This is a genomic window from Legionella sp. W10-070, from assembly GCF_900640175.1.
In the GTDB taxonomy this organism is placed as follows: Bacteria; Pseudomonadota; Gammaproteobacteria; order Legionellales; family Legionellaceae; genus Tatlockia.
The window spans coordinates 37,900-59,408 of the sequence record NZ_CAAAJC010000001.1 but is presented as its reverse complement, the minus strand read 5'-3'; the positions used below and the strand labels follow the sequence as shown (position 1 = coordinate 59,408).

Sequence of the window (21,509 nt, the reverse complement as noted above, 5' to 3'; positions counted from 1 at the left end):
AACCAATGCCATTACTTCGTTTGCTTTTGAGCGCGCAGTGGGTCTACGTCCTTTGTATCTCCCTTCTCGCTTGGCGCGCTCGATACCTTCTAGCTGCCGCTCACGGCGAAGGTTGGTTTAAAATTAGGCAAAAACACCGAGCATATCTAAAAAAATTCCCTGATGCATTAGTGGTATTTACAGGCTGCTGCTTTCTAAGTTTTATCGCGGAAGATGATACGTCCTTTTGTCAAATCATAAGGTGTTAATTCAACTTTTACTTTATCACCGGTTAATATGCGGATGTAATTTTTACGCATGCGTCCTGAGATATGGGCAGTTACAATATGACCATTTTCCAGTTCCACACGAAACATAGTATTTGGCAGGGTATCGATTACGGTACCAAGCATCTCAATATGATCTTCTTTTGCCATGGGTCCTCATTAAAATATCAGAAATAAAGCGCAAATAGTGCACTAAATTATAGAAAATGGCAATCATACAGTTTTCTGTATTGATGCCTAATGCTTAATTAATATTGGACAGCATCAGTCCATCGACCTTGACGAGCAGGATATCGTAAGGTTTCTCGTAGAAGTTCCAGAAATTCACTACGATTAATAACCACAGCTCCCAGACTCTGTAAGTGAGCAGTTGGTAATTGACAATCAATAAAATCAAATTCCCAGGCTTTCAAAGTCTGACATAGATAATACATTGCTAATTTTGAACTGTCACGTTCACGGTGAAACATTGACTCGCCAAAAAATGCGCGGCCAAGACTAATCCCATACAAGCCCCCAACCAATTCATTCTTTTGCCAGATTTCAAAGGAGTGGGCATACCCCATAGTATGCAGTATGGTGTATGCTTTGCGCATATTTTCCGTAATCCAGGTGTTGTTTAGTCTGCCAGGACTTGAAGCGCAGGCATTAATTACCTCGGGAAAAGCAGTATCTATAGTAAAGGAATGGGGTTTTTTTAATGATTGTTTAAGGCTGCGGGAGATTTTAAAAGCTTCCGGTTTTAAGATTAGACGAGGATTAGGAGACCACCAAAGCATAGGACATCCAGGCTCAAACCAGGGAAAAATGCCTTGTTTATAAGCTGCTAACAGGCGTTCCGGTGATAAATCGCCACCGATGGCAAGCAAGCCTTGCTCATCACTGTTTTCCGGGTTGGGAAAATCGATGCTGTTGCTTGCCAGAATCATTAAAGGCGGCATGTTTAGCCTGCATCATCCAAATATTTTTCAGCGTCTAAGGCCGCCATACAGCCAAAGCCTGCAGAAGTAATGGCTTGCCTGTAAACATGATCTGCAACATCACCACAGGCAAAAACACCGGGAATTGAGGTTGCAGTAGCCATTCCATCCAGTCCTGAACGAATCGTCAGATAACCCTCTTTCATTGCCAGCTGATCTTTAAACAAGCCGGTATTGGGATCATGGCCAATAGCAATAAAAACACCATCAAGATTAAGCTCTTGTGCGCGCCCATCAAGAACATTACGTACACGAACACCTGTGACTTTCATGTCATTCCCTAATACCTCTTCCAGGGTATGGTGCCATAGCAACTTAACGTTGCCGCTATGTGCTTTTTCCAATAGTTTATCTTGCAAAATTTTCTCAGCACGTAACGTGTCCCGTCGATGGATAAGCGTAACGGAGGAGGCAATATTCGATAAGTAAAGGGCTTCTTCAACAGCGGTATTACCACCGCCTACTACACAAACGGCTTTGTTGCGATAGAAAAAGCCGTCACAAGTGGCGCAGGCTGAGACGCCACGTCCTTGATATGCTTTTTCTGACTCAAGTCCCAGATAGCGTGCAGAAGCACCTGTGGCAATAATCAGTGCATCGCAGGTATAGGTTTCACTATCGCCTTGCAATACAAAAGGGCGCGTTTGTAAATCAGCTTTGATGATATGATCAAAAATGATTTGCGTCTCGAAACGTTCCGCATGTTTTTGCATGCGTTCCATTAATGCAGGGCCTTGTAGCCCTTCAATATCACCTGGCCAATTATCCACCTCTGTGGTGGTGGTCAGCTGGCCTCCGGGTTGCATGCCGGTTATCAGAACGGGGCTTAAGTTTGCACGGGCAGCATAGACTGCGGCTGTATATCCTGCGGGGCCTGAACCAAGAATTATCAGGCGATGGTGATTGCTTTCGCTTATCATCTCTGCCTTCCTCATTTATTATGTTAAGATGGCAGATATTATGACATAATAATAGACATTGAAATAGTTATGGGAAAACAGCAATCATCTAGCCAAAGCAGCAATCGCAAGCAAGCCATGCCCCATTTTTTAACAAGACGTCTTAATGAGGGTAGTTGTATCTTTGTCTTAGCCCTTGCTTTATTTGTACTTCTTTCCCTAATCACTTATGACCCGGCTGATCCAGGTTGGCTGCAAGTGAGCAAGCGCAATGTAGATGTAGTTAATGCGGGTGGACAGGTAGGTGCCTATATAGCTGATGTGCTTTATTTTATCTTTGGCTATTTTTCCTTTCTGATCCCTTTATCGTTTACCTACATTGCCTGGTTTATTCTAAAAGATTATCGCATTTTTCAAAGTATTAATAAGCCAGCTACGTTATTGCGTGGCAGTGGCTTTATTTTCACCATGATTGGTGGCTGCTCTTTACTGAGTCTTCAATTACCTGACGGTCTTGATGCCAGGCATGGCGCAGGGGGGATTCTCGGGAGTTTCGTTGCGGATGGTTTCGACTATGCCCTTAATATGCAAGGGGCAATCTTGTTGTTGTTTGCTGTTTTGCTTGTTGGGATAACCTTGTTGACTGGACTTTCCTGGATTAGATTAATAGAGCTAATCGGTTACTATATTTCCTGGTCTGCAAGCAGGGTTTTTCCTGCCTTCCTTATCGGTTTGCGCATGGTGAGAGCAAAAATAAGACAATTTAAAGAAAAAAGAGAACGTGAGCCTGTCGTTAAGCCCCCTAAAAATAGATTACTTGCCAGAAAAAAAGAAGAGTCTGCACCAGTTCTAACGCCTTCTTTAGGAACTGTTAAAGTAACATCTGATTTAAATTCTGTAACTGTTATCCCGGCACTCAATACTGACCAACCGTCAATCCCTGCAGAAAAACCTGTACCTGTAAAAGAAGTGCCTCGAGTCCCCAAAGCCTCTGTTGGGGTTACTGGCAGTTTGCCTGCCCTTAGCCTGTTAGATAAAGCCCAGCAAGGTAAAACTATGGGCGGTCATACTCATCAGGCATTGGAAGCTTTATCGCGTGAAGTTGAGCAACATTTATTAGATTTTGGTATTCAGGCTGATGTAGTGGCAGTTCATCCTGGGCCTGTGATTACCCGTTTTGAATTGCAGCTGGCTGCCGGTATTAAAGTCAGTAAACTTTCATCTTTAGCTAAAGACTTAGCTCGCTCATTATCTGTAACCAGTGTGCGAGTGGTTGAGGTTATTCCTGGTAAAACGGTTGTCGGGCTTGAGTTACCTAATCAGTATCGTGATATGGTACGTTTGTCGGAAGTATTATCGGCTGATGTTTATCAACAAGCGCATTCTCCATTAACCCTGGCTCTGGGGGTGGATATCGCAGGTCATCCAATGGTGGTGGACTTGGCTAAAATGCCTCACTTACTGGTTGCTGGAACGACAGGCTCAGGAAAATCAGTGGGCATTAATGCCATGATTCTAAGCCTTCTTTTTAAATCAACTCCCGAACAGGTGCGTTTAATTATGGTTGATCCCAAGATGCTTGAGCTATCTGTTTACGATGGCATACCGCATCTGTTAACACCTGTGGTTACCGATATGAAGGAAGCTGCCAGCGCCTTGCGATGGTGTGTGGGAGAGATGGAAAGACGTTATCGTTTAATGGCTGCGCTGGGCGTTCGCAACCTTGCAGGTTTTAATGCGAAATTAATTGAGGCACAAGCCAAAGGCGAACCTTTAACTGACCCTTTATGGAAACCAGTCAATTCAATGGATGAGACTGCACCTATATTACAACCCTTACCTTATGTTGTGGTGATTATTGATGAGTTGGCGGATATGATGATGGTGGTGGGCAAGAAGGTTGAACAGTTAATTGCCCGTATTGCCCAAAAAGCCCGTGCAGCAGGAATACACTTGATTCTGGCGACTCAAAGGCCTTCTGTTGATGTTCTAACCGGATTAATAAAATCAAATATTCCCACAAGAATTTCCTTTCAGGTTTCTTCAAAAATTGATTCACGCACAATCCTTGATCAGCAAGGTGCCGATCAATTGCTGGGTCATGGGGATATGCTTTATTTGGCTCCGGGAAGTGGTGCCCCCTTGCGCGTTCATGGGGCTTTTGTTGATGATAAAGAGGTACACCGAATAGCGGATGATTGGCGTGCTCGAGGAGAACCGGAGTACATAGATGCTATCACCCAGACAGGCGACAGTCTGGAAGGTGGTTTTGGAGAAGAAGGACAAGAGACTGAGGAGGCTGATCCGTTGTATGATCAGGCCGTTGAGTTTGTTATCCAAACACGAAAAGCGAGTATATCCTCAGTACAACGACGCCTCAAAATCGGATATAACCGTGCTGCACGCTTAGTGGAAGAAATGGAACGCACAGGAATTGTTGGTCCTCTTGAGGGAGGATTCAGGGATGTGCTGGTCTCTACTGTAACTGAGGATTAAGATGAAAAAAATAGTGTTTCTGCTAATATTAATATTATTTGGTACAACTGCATTTTCCGAATCAGCTGGTGAGGTTTTACAGGCCAAGTTAAATGGCATCCGCAGTTTAACTGCCAATTTTACCCAAACGGTAAAGGCTAAGGCGAGAGAGTTGTCTCGTTCTTCGGGTACTATGGCACTTGAGCGTCCAGGCCGTTTTCGCTGGCAAACTAAAGATCCAATGGAGCAACTGGTTGTCGCTGATGGCGACCAATTATGGGTTTACGATGTGGATTTAGAACAGGTAACCGTGAAAAGGCAGGAAAAAGGGGTAGGTGGTACGGCAGCCTTATTTTTGAGTGGCTATGATGATACAGTGACCCGTGATTTTGATGTAACAGCAACAACAAAAGGAAAGATGCAAATTTATGATTTGCAATCGAAATCAAAAAAGGCAAATTTCCAGCGCGTTAAATTAATTTTTGCTGGCGCCACCCTCAACGGTATGGAGATGTTTGATCAACTGGGCCAACATACAATTGTCAGTTTAAAGAATGTAAAAACCAATCCCAGGTTATCTGCTGTATTATTTAAGTTCAAACCACCCAAAGGGGTAGATGTAGTCAAACAATGAGTTATTACGATGCAACCAAAAATCCCACTTGCTGAATTATTAAGACCAAAACATTGGGATGAGGTAATTGGTCAGGATCACTTGCTAGGGCCAGGTAAACCATTAAGGTTAGCTTTTGAGACCGGCGTGCCCCATTCAATGATTTTGTGGGGTCCCCCGGGTGTAGGAAAAACAACCCTGGCAAGGTTAAGTGCAAATGCTTTCGACTGCGAATGGATAGCACTTTCTGCGGTTTTTTCGGGCGTTAAGGACATTCGTGCGGCAGTTGATCAGGCCAGACACTATTTAGAGCAAGATCGACAGACCTTGTTATTTATTGATGAAATTCATCGATTTAATAAGTCGCAGCAAGATGCGTTGTTACCATTTACCGAGTCAGGACTTGTTACTATTATCGGAGCAACGACTGAAAATCCTTCTTTTGAGGTAAATTCAGCATTACTTTCAAGAGCACAAGTCTATGTTTTAAACCCCCTGGGTGAATCTGATCTTAAACAGTTGTTTCAACGTGTGCAGCAAAAAATATTCTCTGGTCTGCAATTTGATGGTCAGGTTGTAAGCCATTTGGTCGCTTATGCTGATGGGGATGCTCGACGTTTGCTTAACCTGTTAGAGCAGATCAAGACAGCAGTCGAAGCTCAAAACGTGACAGAAGTTACAGTAGATTTAATCCAAAATGCTTTAAGTCCCGCTAATCGACGCTTTGATAAAGGGGGTGAAAATTTTTATGATCAAATTTCTGCTTTGCATAAGTCAGTTCGAGGGTCGCATCCTGATGCGGCACTTTATTGGTTATGCCGTATGCTGGATGGTGGTGTGGAGCCTCTTTATTTAGCTCGTCGCATCATAAGGATGGCTTGGGAAGATATAGGTTTGGCTGATCCGCGGGCGATGCAGTTAGCTAATGATGCTGCTGCCAGCTATGAACGTTTGGGTTCTCCTGAGGGAGAGTTAGCATTGGCTCAAGCGGTAATATATATGGCAGCTGCCCCTAAGAGTAACGCCGGGTATAAGGCTTATAACCAGGCAATGGCTTTTGTTAAGCAGGATAAATCAAGAGAAGTCCCGCTACATCTTCGTAATGCGCCTACCCGGTTAATGAAGCAATTGGGTTACGGGCATGAGTACCGTTATGCACACAATGAGTCACATGCTTATGCGGCGGGTGAGCGTTATTTGCCCGAAGGGATGGGGGAGCCGGGGTGGTATAAACCGGTTTCAAGGGGATTGGAAATAAAAATTGCTGACAAGCTGGCTTTTCTAAAAAAACTTGATATGGAAGCAGGAAAAAAGCAGGGATGAAGATTTAACACACGCCTGGTTATTTTTTTTGAATCGGTTAATTTTTTTCATGAACCTGTGCGATTGCCTGTCTTGCGGTGAAGGAAAGCAAGGAAGGGAGGTAAAATGGAAAGAATAATGATCCCGTAAATAACAAAGGCAAAATTGTCTTTGATTATTGGAAGAGAGCCAAAGAAGTACCCCAGAAAGAGAAGGCTTCCTATCCAAAGAAAAGCACTGGCTACATTATAAAGAAAAAAATGAGAGCGGTTCATATAACCAACACCAGCAATAAACGGTGCAAAAGTACGGATTATGGGAATAAACCGAGCCAAAATAATAGTTTTCCCTCCGTGCTTCTCATAAAAAGCATGGGTCTCGTCCAAATATTTTCTATTTAGTAATCTGGAACTCTCATTAGAGAATACCTGGGGGCCTAACATTCTCCCAATAAAATAATTAAGTTGGTTGCCGACAATGGAGGCGATGAGGAGTAACAGAAACAAACTGATGATATTTAAAGGGGTGCCTGGCTGTGCAGCGATGCTGCCACTGGCAAAAAGCAGAGAATCACCCGGAAGAAAAGGGGTTATGACAAAGCCTGTTTCACAGAAAATCACTGCAAATAATGCTAAATAGGTCCAGGTGCCATAGCTGGAAACAAAGGAAAAGAGGTAGGTATCGATATGCAGAATGTAATGAATTAGATGCTGTAAATGTTCCATTCTTCTTGGCTCAAATGTTAATAGGGGCAGGGTACCGACTATTTAAATGTAAAACTCCAAATTTCGCGGTTTACTTTGAACTCTGTGGTTTCCTCACATCCGCTACCTGCGGGAAGCTTTGTTCAAATTAAATTATATGCTAACAGATTTTTCGATACCAGGCATTTCCGATTATGCTCACCATTAATAAAAAATCCATACAACTAGCCTATTCTCTTGGCAACAAAGCGTAATTGTATGATTTTTTTATGTTTTTATTTTTATTTAAATTTGTTAAAGTTTTACTAGGTCGATAATAATCAGTAGTCAACATGCAAGATAAAGAAGAGCAGTTATTATGTGAAACTCAGGCATGCCCTGCTTTGCCTGAGCAAGATATTCTGGCTTGCCTGCCCTGTGGTCTTCTAGTGCTTAATACTAAAGGGTATATTGTCTGGCTAAACAATGCTGCTGAAGATTTATTGGGAGCCAACATACAAGGATCTGCCTGGCGAGACGTGATCCAACAGGTTTTTGCACCGCGTGAGGATGATGGGCATGAGGTTTCTCTGGTCGATGGCCGCAGGGTACGTGTAGCAATTTCTTCCCTGGACAGTTTGCCTGGCCAGCTGGTTACTCTAATCGACCTCACTGCGACAAGGGATTATGAACAAGCAAAGGCAAACCAGCATCGTTTAATAGCGATTGGCAGGATGACTGCTCAATTGGCACATCAGATAAGAACACCTCTGTCGTCAGCCATTCTTTATACAGAGCATCTGGCAGCACAATCTTTTGATGATAATCGCTGTCTGCAGTGGATCACACGTTTGCAGGAGTGTCATGCCAGTATCGAACAGCAAATTCAGGATTTGCTGCTGTTTACCAGAGGTGAAAGCATTGAGCCTGGATTAATTAACATGGACGACTGGTGCAAACAATTGATAGAAAGGGCACAACCTTTAATTCAAGCGCAATCTGTAGAGTTCGTGGTCTCCAATTCTTTAGAGGACAGTGAAGTTTCGCTGCATGCTGAATCCTTAATGGGTGCAATATTAAATTTAATTATCAATGCATTACAAGCCAGAGCAAGCCATATTAACTTATCAATTCAGAGAATTGATAAGAACAACCTGCGATTTAAGGTTACTGATAATGGTACAGGCATGACAGAAGAGGTTAAATCACAGGCTTTCGCCCCTTTTTTTACTACAAAAGCACAAGGAACAGGATTAGGGCTTCCGGTTGTCAATGCGGTTGTCAAGGCGCATGGTGGGGAGGTGAAAATAGATTCTTTATTAGGACAGGGTAGTTGTGTAACGATTAATATTCCAAGATGATTTTTAGGAAAATGAGATACATCTTATAGCTTGCTGTTTTATTTTCCATGATAATGGTGCTTTAACAAGGATTTTACTTATGAGTGATGTTTTAATTGTTGAAGATGATCCCGTTTTACGTGAGGCGCTGACAGAAACAATGCATTTGGCTGGCCATTCTTATTTGGCAGCAAAAGATGGCCGGGAGGCACTGGCGATGCTTGATCGCCATAATCCGGCCATTGTTTTAAGTGATATTCGTATGGATAAATTAGATGGTCAGCAATTGCTCGCAGAAATTCAGCGCCGTAATCCTGGTGTCCCCGTTATCTTGATGACAGCCTATGGTTCTGTAGAAGATGCAGTCACTGCGATGCGAAACGGCGCTGTTGATTACTTGCAAAAGCCATTTAGCGCCCATGCCTTAACTGAGAAGATTAACCGCTATATCAAGCCTCTTTTTGAAGAGGATAGTCAGCCGGTGGCCCAAGACCCTAAAAGCCAGGCTTTATTGTCAATGGCGCTAAGGGTTGCCCAGTCAGACGTTGGGGTAATGATTAGCGGTGAGAGTGGCACGGGAAAGGAAGTACTGGCCCATTTTATTCATGATCATTCGCCCCGCAAGCAACACCCTTTTATAGCAATTAATTGTGCTGCTATTCCTGAACAAATGCTGGAAGCTACTTTATTTGGTTATGAAAAAGGGGCTTTTACCGGAGCTTATAAATCAACACCTGGAAAATTTGAGCAGGCTCAGGGAGGTACTTTGCTTCTTGATGAAGTCAGTGAAATGAGTCTGGCTCTTCAGGCTAAGTTACTACGTGTCTTACAAGAGAAAGAAGTAGAGCGGATTGGCGCAAATAAATTGATTCAACTTGATGTAAGGGTATTGGCGACAAGCAATAGAAAACTGTTGGATGAAGTAAGTGCCGGACGATTTCGTGAAGATTTGTACTACCGGCTTAATGTTTTTCCGCTTCACTGGTTGCCCTTGCGGGAAAGAATTTGCGATATTATTCCGTTAGCGAATTATTTAATTCGACGGCATTGCCAAAATAATCCTGTAATACCTGTATTAAGTGAAGAAGCCAAACAAGTGCTTTTGGAGTATAGTTGGCCTGGTAATGCGCGGGAATTGGATAATGTTGTTCAACGTGCTTTGGTGTTGCAGACTCAGGGAATGATAGAGTCCTCTCACCTGCAGTTAACAAACACAATGGATGAAAGGATTGCTGAAGGCAAGCCAGAAGGAAAAAGCTTGCAAAATCATGAATTTGAACTAATACAGCAAACCTTAAAAGAACATGATGGTAATCGTCAGCAGGTTGCCGCTGTTTTAGGGGTAAGTGAACGTACCTTGCGCTATAAATTAGCAAAAATGCGTGAAGAAGGGTATGCGGTTTAGTGGGGGTAAATTTCTGGAACCCGGCTATCAATGAAAGAGAAATTCGATAGTAAATTATTTTCGATAGTAAATTATTATGGAGAGAGAAGGATGAGTGAGATTAATACAGTCTCGTTACTAAATCAGCTACGGATACTTGCCTCTAAAGCTGAAGGAGGAAGTGGTGTTGAGGCAAGCATGACCCAGGCTCCCTTTGGTGATGTCTTACAGAAGGCATTAGGAGATGTCAATCAGCTCCAGCAAACATCAGATAACCTTAAGAGCCGTTATGAAATGGGGGATAGCAAGGTAGGTGTTGGTGAGGTAATGGTCGCTGCTCAAAAATCAAATTTGGCTTTTGAAGCAACATTACGCGTCAGGAATAAAGTAGTTCAAGCCTATCAAGACATTATGAATATGCCAATTTGATAGTCAGGTAAAGCAGATCCACCTTTTGTTAGAGAGGAGTACATCATGGCATTGGCCGACAATGCTTCAACTGCGGCTGCAAGGTTTGCAAGCTTGTCTATTCCCAGGCAGCTGGGGTTGCTGTTTGGATTGGCAGCTAGCGTTGCTATTGGTGTAGGTGTGGTTTTATGGTCACGTGAACCAAGTTATATGCCTGTATATAATGAAGTAAGCACACGGGATGCAGCAGATATTGTCGATTTATTACAGCGCAATGGGATACCGTTTAAAGTAGAACAGAATAAAGGCACCATATTAGTGGCCACAGATGAAGTGCAGAATGCCCGCTTGAAACTGGCTGCTGAGGGATTGCCTCGTGGGAGCGGTTCAGGCTATGAGTTATTTGCTGACAAAGGGGCATTGAATAGTAGCCAGTTTATGGAAAGCGCCCGCTATAAACAAGCTCTTGAAACAGAGTTAGCGCGTACTATCAGTCAATTTCATGATGTGAAATCAGCACGTGTCCATTTGGCTATCCCCAGGGAATCAGCTTTTGTAAGAGACAATCGCCAACCAAGCGCCTCAGTTTTTATTGATATTTATCCCGGTGTGGAAGTAAAGAAACAAACCATTGCTTCTATTATTAATCTGGTGGCTTCAAGTATCCCCAGTCTCTCCGCCAGCCGAGTTACGGTAGTTGATCAAAATGGTCAATTATTAAGTGAGGGCGCCGGACAAAACCTGTTTAGCGAGACAGAACGTTTTATGGAATATCGCCAGACGCTGGAACAGCAATATGTCCAGCGAATTCAGGATATATTGACGCCTTTTTTAGGGTTTGGGCGGGTAAAAGCCAAGGTTTCAGCTGATATGGATTTTACTTCCTTTGAACAAACACAGGAGTTATTTGATCCTAACTCTTCTGTATTGCGCAGTGAGCAAACGATGGAAGAAAAGCGCAAGCTGAATAATACTGCCAGTGGAGTGCCGGGTGCTCTGTCTAATGCGCCGCCTGCGAATGCAGGATTACAGCAAAACAGGAATAACAATGATAATTCAACAACCAATGAAGAGGATACCCAGGCAAGTGATTTTAAAGCCCAAAGCACCAAGAATTTTGAACTGGACAAGACTATCAGCCATACCAGGAATCAGCCAGGAGCGATTAAACGATTAACTGTTGCTGTATTAGTGGATGATAAACCTGTCCTGGATGAAAAAACTAATAAAATGGAAATGAAACCATTGACGGAGGCGGAAATAGACCAAATCAAAGTATTGGTTGCTGATGCGATAGGACTCAATGCCAAGCGTGGTGATAGTCTGAATGTAGTCAATAGCCATTTTGTCAAGCCAGATCCTATTCCTGAGCTACCTGAACCTCATTTTTGGCAAAAAGACGCATTTTGGTCAATAATAAAACAGGCGGGTGCTGCGTTGTTTATCCTGTCATTGGTTTTTGGTCTTTTCAGGCCTTTGTTCAAGGCGTTGGCGGGTGTAAATAAGGACGAGCTGGCAGAGGCTGAGCTGCCTGAGTTGGCTCCTCCTGAGCAACAAGAGTTATTGCCGCATGCAAATGATTATGAGTCGCAATTGGCTTTACTGCGTCAGGTAGTAGATAAAGAGCCAAAGCGTGTAGCACAAGTGGTAAAAACCTGGGTTGAGCGGGGATAAGAATGGATGGAATTGAGCGGGCAGCTATCTTACTATTAGGCATGGGTGAAGAAAATGCCGCTGAAGTGCTTAAACACCTTGAACCAAGACAGGTTCAGAAAGTTGGTATGGCTATTTCAACCATGAGTAGTGTGAGTAAGGCGAAGATGCAAGGTGTGTTGGGTGAGTTTTTAAACGCCATTGAAGATCAAACCAGTCTGACAGTCGATGCGGAAAACTATCTTCGCACAATACTGATAAATGCATTGGGGGAGGAAAACGCGATCCCGTTTATTGACCGGATACTGGTTTCAGACAAGGATAGCGGACTTAACCGACTTAAATGGCTGGATGCCCGTTTAATTGCTGATGTTATCCGAAATGAGCATCCCCAGATTATTGCGACTATATTAATTCATCTGGATAGTGAGCAGTCTGCGGAAGTGGTTGGTTATTTTCCTTCTGAAAAAAGAGCAGAGGTCTTGTTGCGGATGTGTACTATTGATACGGTTAAACCAGAAGCGATTTCTGAGCTTGGCCATGTGATAGAGAGGCAACTCAGCGGTCAGAAAGGGGGTAAGGCTGCTTCTGCAGGTGGTATTAAAAGTGTCGCTGATGTTATTAACTTTTTGGAAGGCTCAGTCGAGAATGATGTCCTTGAGAAAATAGAGCAGTGGGATACTGAGCTTTGTGAAAAAATTAAAGACAAGATGTTTGTGTTTGAAAATTTGGTGGATATGGATAATCGGAGTGTGCAGACCTTACTGAGGGATGTTACTACAGAACAGCTGATGCTGGCGTTAAAAGGGACTACAGAACCTGTGAAGGAAAAGATTTTTGGTAACATGTCTAAACGGGCTGCCGATCTGTTAAGGGATGATTTAGAGATGCAGGGACCTGTGAAAGTGAGTGAGGTAGAAAAAGCGCAGCGCGAAATTTTAGCAATTGCCAGAAGCCTTGCTGAAGAGGGTAAAATTGCCCTTGGTACCAAAGGTGGTGATGAAATGATCTAGGTTCTGTGCACTTATCTACTATCTTGGCCAAGAAGCCTTGATTTTCTGCGCTCCGATGCTCACATACTTCTATGTATGCTCCGCTTCGGTGCTCGCCAATCAAGGCTTTTTGACTAAAGCTAGCGATAAGTGCACAGAACCTAGCAGTAAATTTATTAAGGATGCAGTATGGATGATAGTTTTCAGCCCTGGTATGAAGAAAAAGATCAACAGGCTTTTAACCTATGGGAATTTAAAGTACCAGAGACGGAGTCCATTATTGAAGAAGTTGATCCCCAGGAAGAATTTGCCAGGGAATGCGACAGGCTAAGGGAAGAGGCAGAAAAGGCAGGTTATCAGGAAGGGATGAAGCAAGCTGCTGAAGAACTGCAATTGAAGCGGCAGGAATTAGCCAATTGGCTTAATTTAATAAGGCAACCGGTAGCGTTGTTGGATAAGAATTTAAGCCATGAATTAGTGCAGACCATTGCTTGGGTCTGTCAGGCTTGTATCGGCATAGAGCTTTCGATCCATCCTGACAAATTATCTTTATTTATCGAAGAAATCAAAAAAGAACTCCCTTCATTACAAGGCGATAAGCAACTTGTTATGAATCCAAGCGATATAGAGTGGTTAAACAATGAACTTGAAGAGCAGCAATTAACTGAGCTGCGTAGCCTTTTCGTGACGGATGAAACGTTAGAACGGGGTGATTTTTATCTAAGAAGCGAGCATAATGAATTAGATGGGCGATTGAAAACCCGCTTGCAGAAAATACTCCAGATCCATTTTTTTCAGGACGAAGAAATCGATAAACCAGATATGCTGAATCAAGATGATTTATGAATCGCGGTTAACTCAATTTTTGAAGCAGCTAAGAGCAAAACCTGAGTCAGGATTAGTTCATTGTGGCCGCATTAGCCGTGCAATAGGATTAACACTTCAGGCGCGTGGTTTTCAACAACCCGTTGGTGCGCGATGTTGGGTCACAATTAGTAAGACAGAGCGTGTTGAAGCTGAAGTAGTCGGTTTTGATAATAAAAATGCTTATCTTATGTCGATAGGCCATACGCATGGAATTGGGCCAGGTATGTTGATTGTGCCGAGTGGCCGAGTAGCTCAAGTGGGCGTTGGTCCTCATTTATTAGGCAGAATATTGAGTGGATCTGGCATGCCTATCGATGAGAAAGAATCGCTAGAAACAGTAGATCATTATCCTTTAATTAGCCAGCCTGTTAATCCATTAAAAAGAGCTTCTATTGATGTGCCTTTAGATGTGGGTGTTAGAGCGATTAATGGTTTACTAACTGTTGGCCGAGGACAACGGCTGGGTCTGTTTGCCGGAAGCGGCGTAGGAAAATCTGTGCTGCTTAGCATGATGACCCGATTTACCGCAGCGGATTTAGTTGTCGTGGGTTTGATTGGGGAGCGAGGACGGGAGGTTAAGGAGTTTATTGAATCCAATCTGGGTGAAGCAGGGCTTCATCGAGCCGTTGTTGTGGCCGCTCCTGCTGATGAGAGTCCTTTGATGCGTTTGCATGGGGCAATGGTTGCAACCAGTATTGCTGAGTATTTCCGTGATCAGGGCAAACATGTATTATTGCTGATGGACTCTTTAACACGTTTTGCACAGGCACAACGAGAAATAGCGCTATCAATTGGGGAACCTCCTGCGACAAAAGGTTATCCTCCCTCTGTATTTGCCAAAATCCCTCAACTGGTAGAACGAGCAGGAAATGGTAAGTCTGGCAGTGGCTCTATTACTGCATTTTATACGGTGCTGGCAGAAGGGGATGACCAACAAGATCCCATTGCTGACGCAGCCCGTGCTATACTTGATGGACACATTGTGCTGGATCGGGAACTGGCAGAATCAGGCCAATTCCCGGCAATCAATCTGGAGGCTTCCATTAGTCGTGTAATGCCTGCCATTGTGCCTGAATCGCAAATAAAACAAATGTTATTAGTGAAAAAATATCTTTCAATCTATGAAAAAAATAAGGATTTAGTCTTATTGGGTGCTTATTCAAAAGGAAGTGACAAGCAACTGGATAAGGCAATTCTTTGTCGGGAAAGGATTAGAGAGTATATAATTCAAGGTATGGATGAGAAAGTAGATTTTGAAGCAAGCTTGAAATTACTTGAGGAACTGGCTGAGTCATTGGAAGAGGCCAGTCCATGACTTCACGTACAAATCGCTTATTGCGATTGCTTGCGATAAAAAAGCAGGCAACAAGAGTAGCAAGTGACAATCTGGCCCGTGTCCGGGAGCAATTTTTCGCAGGAAAGGCGCAGCATCATCAATTATTAGGTTATCGCCATGACTATATGCAACAACTCAGCCAGATGGGGCATGCTGGATGTACAGTAGGCCGTGTCCGAAATCGCATTGATTTTATTACTCAACTTGATAGTGCCCTGTTACAAATCAATCAGCAATTGGCTCAACTTGCCAAACAGCGCACGCACTATGAGTCGCTATACATAAAGGCCAAATCTGAACAGGATGCGGTAGACCGCTTGCTTGAACGAGTAATGCAACAGCAAAAAATAAAGCAAGAACGTGCAGAGCAAAAAGAAAGTGATGAGTATGCACAGAAGCAATGGTATAGTAAAAGCTCTACCACTAATTCAGATTAAGCGCGGTGAATAAATTCTTCAAAAGACTGTGGATATGCCTGGCTGCCCTGATTATTGCTGCTGCAGTTATCTCCAGTCTTTTTCGTGCCTTGACTCCCTGGGCGAAACAATATAAATCACAGGTAGAGCATCATTTATCGGTATTACTTGGGGAACCTGTAACTATCAATACAATGGAAACAGGATGGTATTGGTTTGAACCTGTAATTAAATTAAATCAGGTTGCAATCCTGGATGGGGAAAAAGCGGCTGTCAAGTTAAATAAATTATTGGTTGGTATCAATTTGCTAAGCTCCCTGTGGCATTGGCAAATTCAGCCAGGCGTGCTCTTTGTTGATGATCTGCATCTAAATTTTCACCAGACTGACGAGGGTTGGCAAATTGATGGTATTGTCAAGCAAAAGATGACGGCCGATGTGTCCTCCTACAAGCCCATATTGGCCTGGATTTTGGCACAGCAAAAAATAATCATTAAAAATTTATCCACCCATATCCACTTGCGTGATGGTACGTTGATTCCTTTAAGTGATTTCAACCTTACAATCACTAATCACTCGGGGCGTTACCGGATTAAAGGCGCGGCTCATCTTGCACAAACTACAGCAACCAAATTTCAATTGCTTGCAGATTTAAATTTAGACTCCGGCAGTCTGGACAATGCTTCAGGTCAGCTATTTTTCTCTGCTAAACACCTGTTGCCTGCCCAGTGGCAGCAGTTTATTCCACAAACAAAATTGCAGATATCAGGAGGTAAGGGAGATCTGCAATTATGGGCAGATTTGAAGGAAGGGCAGCTTAAAAATGCTCAGACAAAATTGCATTTTCATCATCTGGCTTGGCGGGATAAAGAAACTAAAAAAGATCAATTGATTCAATCTTTAAGGGCTAATTTAGCCTGGCTGCCCACAACGACCGGATGGCAGTTATCAGGAGATCATGTGGGTTTGCGTTTGGGAGAGACACGATGGCCGGAAAATTCACTCCTGGTTCGCTACGAGCAAGGCAAGGGGTATTTTCTTTATATCAAGACTATTTTGCTTAAGTCCTTGTTTTCGACAGTCAGACCTGAGGCGGTTAGCAGGATATTGTCCATGGAGCCTTACGGGCAACTTCATGATACACAGCTCCATATTAGCTCAAATGAGGTTGATTATCTCCTGACTCGTTTTTCCCATTTGGGATGGCAGACAACAGGAAAATTGCCTGCGGTTAACAATCTTTCAGGTGTTTTGCATTGGCAGCCAGCCGAAGGGCATCTGGAAATTGACAGCAAGGATACAACGATTACTTTACAGGATAAGCCGCCAGTCAGGCTTGCAATGCTTAATGCTGCTTTTGATTGGAAGGAGTTAAGCCATGAGTTGCGTATCAGCATGGAGCGCTTTGTGTTGAGTCATCGCGATCTTTTGCTTAGTGCACAGGGAGCCGTTGACGGATTGTCAGGCCCATTGCGTTTAAAGGCGGAGTTCTCTGCTAATCATGCTGAGAGATGGTTGGCTTATTTACCTTCCGAACACCTGAAACCAAAGCTGGATGCCTGGCTAAAAAATGAGGTTAAAGCCATTGATAAGGCAAGCGGTGAACTGATTGTTAATGGCAATATCGCTGATTTCCCTTTTGATAATAAACCGGGTGAATTCTCTATTAAAAGCCATTTAAGTGGTGTGGACTTGGTCTTTGCCCCTCAATGGCCAATAACAACCGATATTGAAGCTTATCTTCGTGTAAATAAACGTCTTCTTGAGGCTGATATTGTTCATGCCAATTTTCAGGGAATTGAGGTTAATCAAAGCAATGTGCAGGTAACTGATTTAGGGCTTGATCGGGAGCGGTTATTGGTTCATACCAAAGCCAGGACTGACTCGGCCAAGGCATTATCTTATGTTCGCTCTACACCATTAAAAAAGAAATTGTCTGCTTTGGCTATGTTGCAGATGGAAGGTCCTGTAGAGCTGGATTTACAATTTGAAGTTCCGCTTTATCCTGAAAATGACGAGGTATTAGCCCTGGGAGATATTCGTTTTGAAGATGCCACTATTATGGTGCGTCATTCTTTGGATAATGTGGAATTAAAAAATTTAAATGGTGGATTACAATTTAATGAAAAAGGTATTTTAACAAGTAATTTCCAGGCCAATATCCTAAATAATCCGGTGACTGTATTAATTAAATCAGTCCATGAGCCAATTTCTGCTACTGAAGTGAAGATAAAAGGAAAAACGACAGCAGAGGTGTTGCAACAGAAGTTTAAATGGCCGTTTTTATCATTAATGCATGGTTCATTATGGCTGGAAAGCTTGCTGTTGCTTACTGATGATCCCGGTGATTTGGATCATTTAAACATTAAAACCTCTTTGTATGGTTTGAGTGTTGATTTACCTCCGCCGTTGGGGAAAAAAGCAGAAGCAAACGTACCATTGACTATAGATATTGACTTTAATCCACAGAAAGCGGTCCGATTACGCTTCAATTATACGGATGCTATGAGTGGCGATCTATGGTTTTCAGGCCCTAAGGGTACTGCGTTTGAACTGCAAAAAGGAGAAATTCGTTTAGGTAGCTCTAAGGCTTTATGGCAGCAGGATCAACATGGTCTGCAAATTATAGGCTCTTTACCCGAATTTGATTTGGCGCGATGGCTTCGTGTAAGGGAAAAAATTGCTACAGAACAGTCTCAAAAACAATTGCTGGATTTTGTAACGCTTATTGATGTGAGACTCCGTACTGCCGGGATCTTAGGAGAAACCTACAAGGATTTATTCATCAAGGCGGTAAAATTGGAAAAAGCATGGTCTATTGCTATAAAACAAGAGCAGGTTGCTGCTAATCTTCGCTATCAACCAGCAACGAACACCTTGACTGGAACATTTGAAAAATTACATCTGGATAAAAATAAAACAAATTTTTCAGCAACAACTACTATAAAATTAAAACCTGAGGACATGCCTAACCTTAATTTAAGTATCGGCTCGTTACAGCTGGGCAATTTGGATATTGGTGATGTGTCTTTAAAAACTACCCGCTTAAAAAATAATTGGCGATTAGATTACTGTAAGATTAGATCCCCTTTTTATGAGTTGACAGCCAAGGGTAACTGGGAACAAAAAGGGGAAATTGATACTACCCGAGTTCGCTCGGATCTCCATATCAGCGATCTGGCCAAAACGTTGGAGCAATGGAAAATCAGTCCGGTCATTGAAGCATCCAGGGGAGATATCCGCTTTCAGGGTGGATGGACTGGACGCTTTTATGATTTTTCACTAACACGGCTTAGCGGTTTGATGGCTATTAACTTCAGGAATGGCCGAATCACTCATTTAAGTTCTGAGACGGAAGAAAAGTTAGCCTTGGGGAAGTTGTTAAGTATTTTAAGTTTACAAACGATCCCCCGACGACTTAAGTTGGATTTTAGTGATTTATCGGAAGATGGTTACAGTTTTGATCAGTTTAATGGAAATTTTTCCATTGCTAACGGGATTATGGTTACGGAGGATAGCTATATTGACGGTCCTGTAGCCTATGCCAGCATGAAAGGTAATCTTGATATTGCAAAGCAGCATTATGATCTGGATTTGAAAGTTTCTCCTCATATCACAGCAAGTTTGCCTGTAGTAGCAACCATTGCAGGAGGACCTATTGCTGGGATTGCAACCTGGGTAGCCAGTAAGATAATAAATCACGGAATGCAAAAAATAAGTGGTTATACTTACAAGATTTCTGGTCCCTGGCATCAACCCGTGGTACAACAGGTCAAAATAATTAAAAAGCGCAGATAATCGCTGTTTATAAGACACTGGCTTAACTTTCTAAATGGCAGGACTGGTATGTGGGAGGCACTTTTTAAGCGGTATTGGCTGGTTTCTACTTTTAAAGAAAGTCCTGCCAATACACCTTATTCTCTACTGTTATTGGCAACGGTAGCGTTTTTATTTTTTATACTCATAATCTGGCAATGGTTTATGGCGGATATGAAGCGTCAATTTGATCTTTTGTACTCTATTGCAGCGGCGGCCAGCCTTTTGGCTGCTTATTGCCTTTATACCTTTTTATTGTTAAAGCTGAATAAAAAAAAACATAGAATAGTGCAAACATTGACCTCTTTATGGGCCAGTCACTTCATTATTCATTTGTTTGCTTTGCCTTTACTATTAATGGCCCCCATTCTTGCTAATGCCAATCTGGGCAGCGGGCTTATTCTTCTGGCAGGAATTATTTATTTGATTCTTACTTTGGTATTAACAGTATGGCAATTTTTAATTACCGCCTATATTTATCGATATGCACTTGATGTGGATTACTTAACTTCTATTCTAGTGAGTTTTGGCTTGTTAGCATGTAATATTTTAACGGTTTCATTTTGGCAGTGAGAACACCATGCATTTACATATTTTAGGGATTGGTGGAACGTTTATGAGTGCTCTTGCAATATTGGCAAGGGAAGCGGGTTATCAGGTAACAGGCTGTGATATGAATTGCTATCCTCCAGTGAGCAACCTGTTGGAAGCCAAAGGTATTCAATGGATTGAAGGCTATGAGGATAGTACTCAAGCCCTGAAGGCTGATTGGGTTATCGTAGGTAATGCGATTAAAAGGGGAATGCCTGTACTTGAGACGGTGCTTAATGCTGGAAAAAACTATACTTCAGGCCCTCAATGGCTGGCAGAAAATATTCTGCCGCGTTATCGTGTATTGGCTGTTGCAGGCACTCATGGAAAAACAACAACAACTTCCATGCTGGCTTTTATTTTAGAGAAGGCAGGTTTGGCACCGGGGTTTCTCATTGGCGGAGTAGCCCCTTATTTTAATACCAGCGCCCGTTTGGGACAGGGTGAATGGTTTGTTATTGAAGCAGACGAGTATGATAGTGCATTTTTTGATAAGCGGCCCAAGCTGATGCATTATCGTCCTGAGGTAACCATACTCAATAATCTGGAGTTTGATCATGCGGATATTTATCCTGATCTTGAAGCGATTCAGCAACAGTTTCACTATTATCTAAAGACCATCCCTGCCAAAGGGGTGATCATAAAACCCCGAGATGATGTTGCATTAAATGCGGTGTTTGCACGCGGGATCTATTCCAGGCAAGAAGAAATGGCTCTAGAGGGCGATGCTGCCTGGCGTGCAGAATTAATGGAAGAGAGCGGGCAGGCATTTCGTGTTTGGCATCATTCAGTCCCTGTTGCAGAAGTAAATTGGCCATTGATTGGACAGTTTAATGTCGAGAATGGGTTGGCGGCTATAGCGGCGAGTTACCATGCCGGAGTAGACGTTGAGACAGCAGCCGGTATATTGGCTGAGTTTACTCCCGTCAAGCGTCGTCTTGAGATTAAATCGAGTCGTCACGGGATTACCATTTATGATGATTTTGCCCATCATCCAACAGCCATTAGCAAAACAATTAGCGCCTTGAAACAAAGTGGCCGACATAAACGTTTATTGACGGTACTGGAGTTTGCTTCTTACACGATGAAAGCAGGTGTGCATGCTGATGCAATGCCACAGGCTCTGGCAGCAGCAGATCTCGCTTATGTTTTAAATCCTGAGCATTTTAATCTTATTGAAACGGTAAAAAACTGGAGTTGCCCCTATCATATATTGGAGACAACAGAGAATATCATTAATGAAATTGTAGAAGAGGTTTGTCCGGGTGATGCGATTGTTATTATGAGCAACCGAGGGTTTGAGAATATACACCAACGTTTAGCTTTGGCGATTGACTCAAAATTTGGTTAAGACCTGCTTTCATAACGTCAATCAATCGGTAAAGCGCGACTGTATTATCCAGGCTGACAATTAAAAATTTAGTTTGCTTCATTGCAAATTCTTTAGCAGATTGTTATAAAAAAAGAAGGTTCCCAAGGATGACGATTT

At 42.8% G+C, this 21,509-nt stretch carries 18 protein-coding genes; 14 read left to right on the top strand and 4 right to left on the bottom strand.

Going from position 1 to position 21,509, the window contains the following annotated elements; translation table 11 throughout:
• Window positions 1–194 precede the first annotated feature (194 nt).
• The 3 genes from infA to trxB form a co-directional block, all read right to left on the bottom strand.
• Window positions 195–416: a translation initiation factor IF-1 gene (gene infA, locus E1O65_RS00235; protein WP_133131588.1), complete on the bottom strand. Its 222-nt coding sequence runs from the start codon at window positions 414–416 to the stop codon at window positions 195–197.
• Between the two features lie 98 nt (window positions 417–514).
• The gene (gene aat, locus E1O65_RS00230; protein WP_242601500.1) at window positions 515–1,207 is read right to left on the bottom strand and encodes a leucyl/phenylalanyl-tRNA--protein transferase; all 693 of its coding nucleotides are present in this window, start codon (window positions 1,205–1,207) and stop codon (window positions 515–517) included.
• Between the two features lie 2 nt (window positions 1,208–1,209).
• A complete protein-coding gene (trxB, locus tag E1O65_RS00225; RefSeq protein ID WP_133131727.1) occupies window positions 1,210–2,163 on the bottom strand; it encodes a thioredoxin-disulfide reductase in 954 nt (317 codons plus the stop codon).
• Window positions 2,164–2,235: 72 nt separating this feature from the next.
• Between trxB and E1O65_RS00220 the strand changes: the two genes are divergently transcribed.
• The 3 genes from E1O65_RS00220 to E1O65_RS00210 are packed head-to-tail and all read left to right on the top strand — an operon-like array spanning window position 2,236 to window position 6,556.
• Window positions 2,236–4,641, top strand: a complete 2,406-nt coding sequence (locus E1O65_RS00220) for a DNA translocase FtsK (RefSeq protein WP_133131587.1) — start codon at window positions 2,236–2,238, stop codon at window positions 4,639–4,641.
• Between the two features lies 1 nt (window position 4,642).
• Window positions 4,643–5,254 (top strand): outer membrane lipoprotein chaperone LolA, encoded by a 612-nt coding sequence (lolA, locus tag E1O65_RS00215; RefSeq protein ID WP_133131586.1) that lies wholly within the window; start codon window positions 4,643–4,645, stop codon window positions 5,252–5,254.
• Window positions 5,255–5,263: 9 nt separating this feature from the next.
• On the top strand, window positions 5,264–6,556 hold the full coding sequence (locus E1O65_RS00210) for a replication-associated recombination protein A (RefSeq protein WP_133131585.1): 1,293 nt from the start codon (window positions 5,264–5,266) through the stop codon (window positions 6,554–6,556).
• A 47-nt stretch (window positions 6,557–6,603) separates the two neighbouring features.
• On the opposite strand, the gene E1O65_RS00205 is transcribed toward E1O65_RS00210, so the two are convergent.
• Complete coding sequence (locus E1O65_RS00205) at window positions 6,604–7,260, bottom strand: DedA family protein (protein WP_133131584.1); 657 nt, start codon at window positions 7,258–7,260, stop codon at window positions 6,604–6,606.
• A gap of 311 nt (window positions 7,261–7,571) precedes the next feature.
• Between E1O65_RS00205 and E1O65_RS00200 the strand changes: the two genes are divergently transcribed.
• The 11 genes from E1O65_RS00200 to mpl all read left to right on the top strand — a co-directional run bounded on the left by E1O65_RS00200 (window position 7,572) and on the right by mpl (window position 21,371).
• Window positions 7,572–8,579 (top strand): ATP-binding protein, encoded by a 1,008-nt coding sequence (locus tag E1O65_RS00200; RefSeq protein WP_133131583.1) that lies wholly within the window; start codon window positions 7,572–7,574, stop codon window positions 8,577–8,579.
• Window positions 8,580–8,658: 79 nt separating this feature from the next.
• On the top strand, window positions 8,659–9,963 hold the full coding sequence (locus E1O65_RS00195; protein WP_133131582.1) for a sigma-54 dependent transcriptional regulator: 1,305 nt from the start codon (window positions 8,659–8,661) through the stop codon (window positions 9,961–9,963).
• Window positions 9,964–10,053: 90 nt separating this feature from the next.
• Complete coding sequence (gene fliE, locus E1O65_RS00190) at window positions 10,054–10,371, top strand: flagellar hook-basal body complex protein FliE (RefSeq protein ID WP_133131581.1); 318 nt, start codon at window positions 10,054–10,056, stop codon at window positions 10,369–10,371.
• Between the two features lie 45 nt (window positions 10,372–10,416).
• Window positions 10,417–12,024 (top strand): flagellar basal-body MS-ring/collar protein FliF, encoded by a 1,608-nt coding sequence (gene fliF / locus E1O65_RS00185; protein WP_133131580.1) that lies wholly within the window; start codon window positions 10,417–10,419, stop codon window positions 12,022–12,024.
• A gap of 2 nt (window positions 12,025–12,026) precedes the next feature.
• On the top strand, window positions 12,027–13,016 hold the full coding sequence (gene fliG, locus E1O65_RS00180; protein WP_133131579.1) for a flagellar motor switch protein FliG: 990 nt from the start codon (window positions 12,027–12,029) through the stop codon (window positions 13,014–13,016).
• A gap of 168 nt (window positions 13,017–13,184) precedes the next feature.
• The gene (locus tag E1O65_RS00175) at window positions 13,185–13,841 is read left to right on the top strand and encodes a FliH/SctL family protein (protein WP_133131578.1); all 657 of its coding nucleotides are present in this window, start codon (window positions 13,185–13,187) and stop codon (window positions 13,839–13,841) included.
• Window positions 13,831–15,177: a flagellar protein export ATPase FliI gene (fliI, locus tag E1O65_RS00170; protein ID WP_133131577.1), complete on the top strand. Its 1,347-nt coding sequence runs from the start codon at window positions 13,831–13,833 to the stop codon at window positions 15,175–15,177. The genes E1O65_RS00175 and fliI overlap by 11 nt, the downstream gene beginning before the upstream one ends.
• Entirely contained in the window at window positions 15,174–15,635 is a 462-nt protein-coding gene (gene fliJ, locus E1O65_RS00165) for a flagellar export protein FliJ (RefSeq protein ID WP_133131576.1), read from the top strand. Before fliI ends, fliJ begins: the two co-directional genes overlap by 4 nt.
• 5 nt (window positions 15,636–15,640) lie before the next feature.
• Complete coding sequence (locus E1O65_RS00160; protein WP_133131575.1) at window positions 15,641–19,411, top strand: YhdP family protein; 3,771 nt, start codon at window positions 15,641–15,643, stop codon at window positions 19,409–19,411.
• A gap of 48 nt (window positions 19,412–19,459) precedes the next feature.
• Entirely contained in the window at window positions 19,460–20,002 is a 543-nt protein-coding gene (locus tag E1O65_RS00155; RefSeq protein ID WP_133131574.1) for a hypothetical protein, read from the top strand.
• 7 nt (window positions 20,003–20,009) lie between these two features.
• Complete coding sequence (gene mpl, locus E1O65_RS00150) at window positions 20,010–21,371, top strand: UDP-N-acetylmuramate:L-alanyl-gamma-D-glutamyl-meso-diaminopimelate ligase (RefSeq protein WP_133131573.1); 1,362 nt, start codon at window positions 20,010–20,012, stop codon at window positions 21,369–21,371.
• Window positions 21,372–21,509 lie beyond the last annotated feature (138 nt).

Excerpts from the sequence above, each read along its gene's own strand:
- infA (WP_133131588.1), bottom strand. The coding sequence starts at position 416 with ATGGCAAAAGAAGATCATATTGAGATGCTTGGTACCGTAATCGATACC.
- aat (WP_242601500.1), bottom strand. The coding sequence starts at position 1,207 with ATGCCGCCTTTAATGATTCTGGCAAGCAACAGCATCGATTTTCCCAAC.
- E1O65_RS00220 (WP_133131587.1), top strand. The coding sequence starts at position 2,236 with ATGGGAAAACAGCAATCATCTAGCCAAAGCAGCAATCGCAAGCAAGCC.
- lolA (WP_133131586.1), top strand. The coding sequence starts at position 4,643 with ATGAAAAAAATAGTGTTTCTGCTAATATTAATATTATTTGGTACAACT.
- E1O65_RS00210 (WP_133131585.1), top strand. The coding sequence starts at position 5,264 with ATGCAACCAAAAATCCCACTTGCTGAATTATTAAGACCAAAACATTGG.
- E1O65_RS00205 (WP_133131584.1), bottom strand. The coding sequence starts at position 7,260 with ATGGAACATTTACAGCATCTAATTCATTACATTCTGCATATCGATACC.
- E1O65_RS00200 (WP_133131583.1), top strand. The coding sequence starts at position 7,572 with ATGCAAGATAAAGAAGAGCAGTTATTATGTGAAACTCAGGCATGCCCT.
- E1O65_RS00195 (WP_133131582.1), top strand. The coding sequence starts at position 8,659 with ATGAGTGATGTTTTAATTGTTGAAGATGATCCCGTTTTACGTGAGGCG.
- fliE (WP_133131581.1), top strand. The coding sequence starts at position 10,054 with ATGAGTGAGATTAATACAGTCTCGTTACTAAATCAGCTACGGATACTT.
- fliF (WP_133131580.1), top strand. The coding sequence starts at position 10,417 with ATGGCATTGGCCGACAATGCTTCAACTGCGGCTGCAAGGTTTGCAAGC.
- fliG (WP_133131579.1), top strand. The coding sequence starts at position 12,027 with ATGGATGGAATTGAGCGGGCAGCTATCTTACTATTAGGCATGGGTGAA.
- E1O65_RS00175 (WP_133131578.1), top strand. The coding sequence starts at position 13,185 with ATGGATGATAGTTTTCAGCCCTGGTATGAAGAAAAAGATCAACAGGCT.
- fliI (WP_133131577.1), top strand. The coding sequence starts at position 13,831 with ATGATTTATGAATCGCGGTTAACTCAATTTTTGAAGCAGCTAAGAGCA.
- fliJ (WP_133131576.1), top strand. The coding sequence starts at position 15,174 with ATGACTTCACGTACAAATCGCTTATTGCGATTGCTTGCGATAAAAAAG.
- E1O65_RS00155 (WP_133131574.1), top strand. The coding sequence starts at position 19,460 with ATGTGGGAGGCACTTTTTAAGCGGTATTGGCTGGTTTCTACTTTTAAA.
- mpl (WP_133131573.1), top strand. The coding sequence starts at position 20,010 with ATGCATTTACATATTTTAGGGATTGGTGGAACGTTTATGAGTGCTCTT.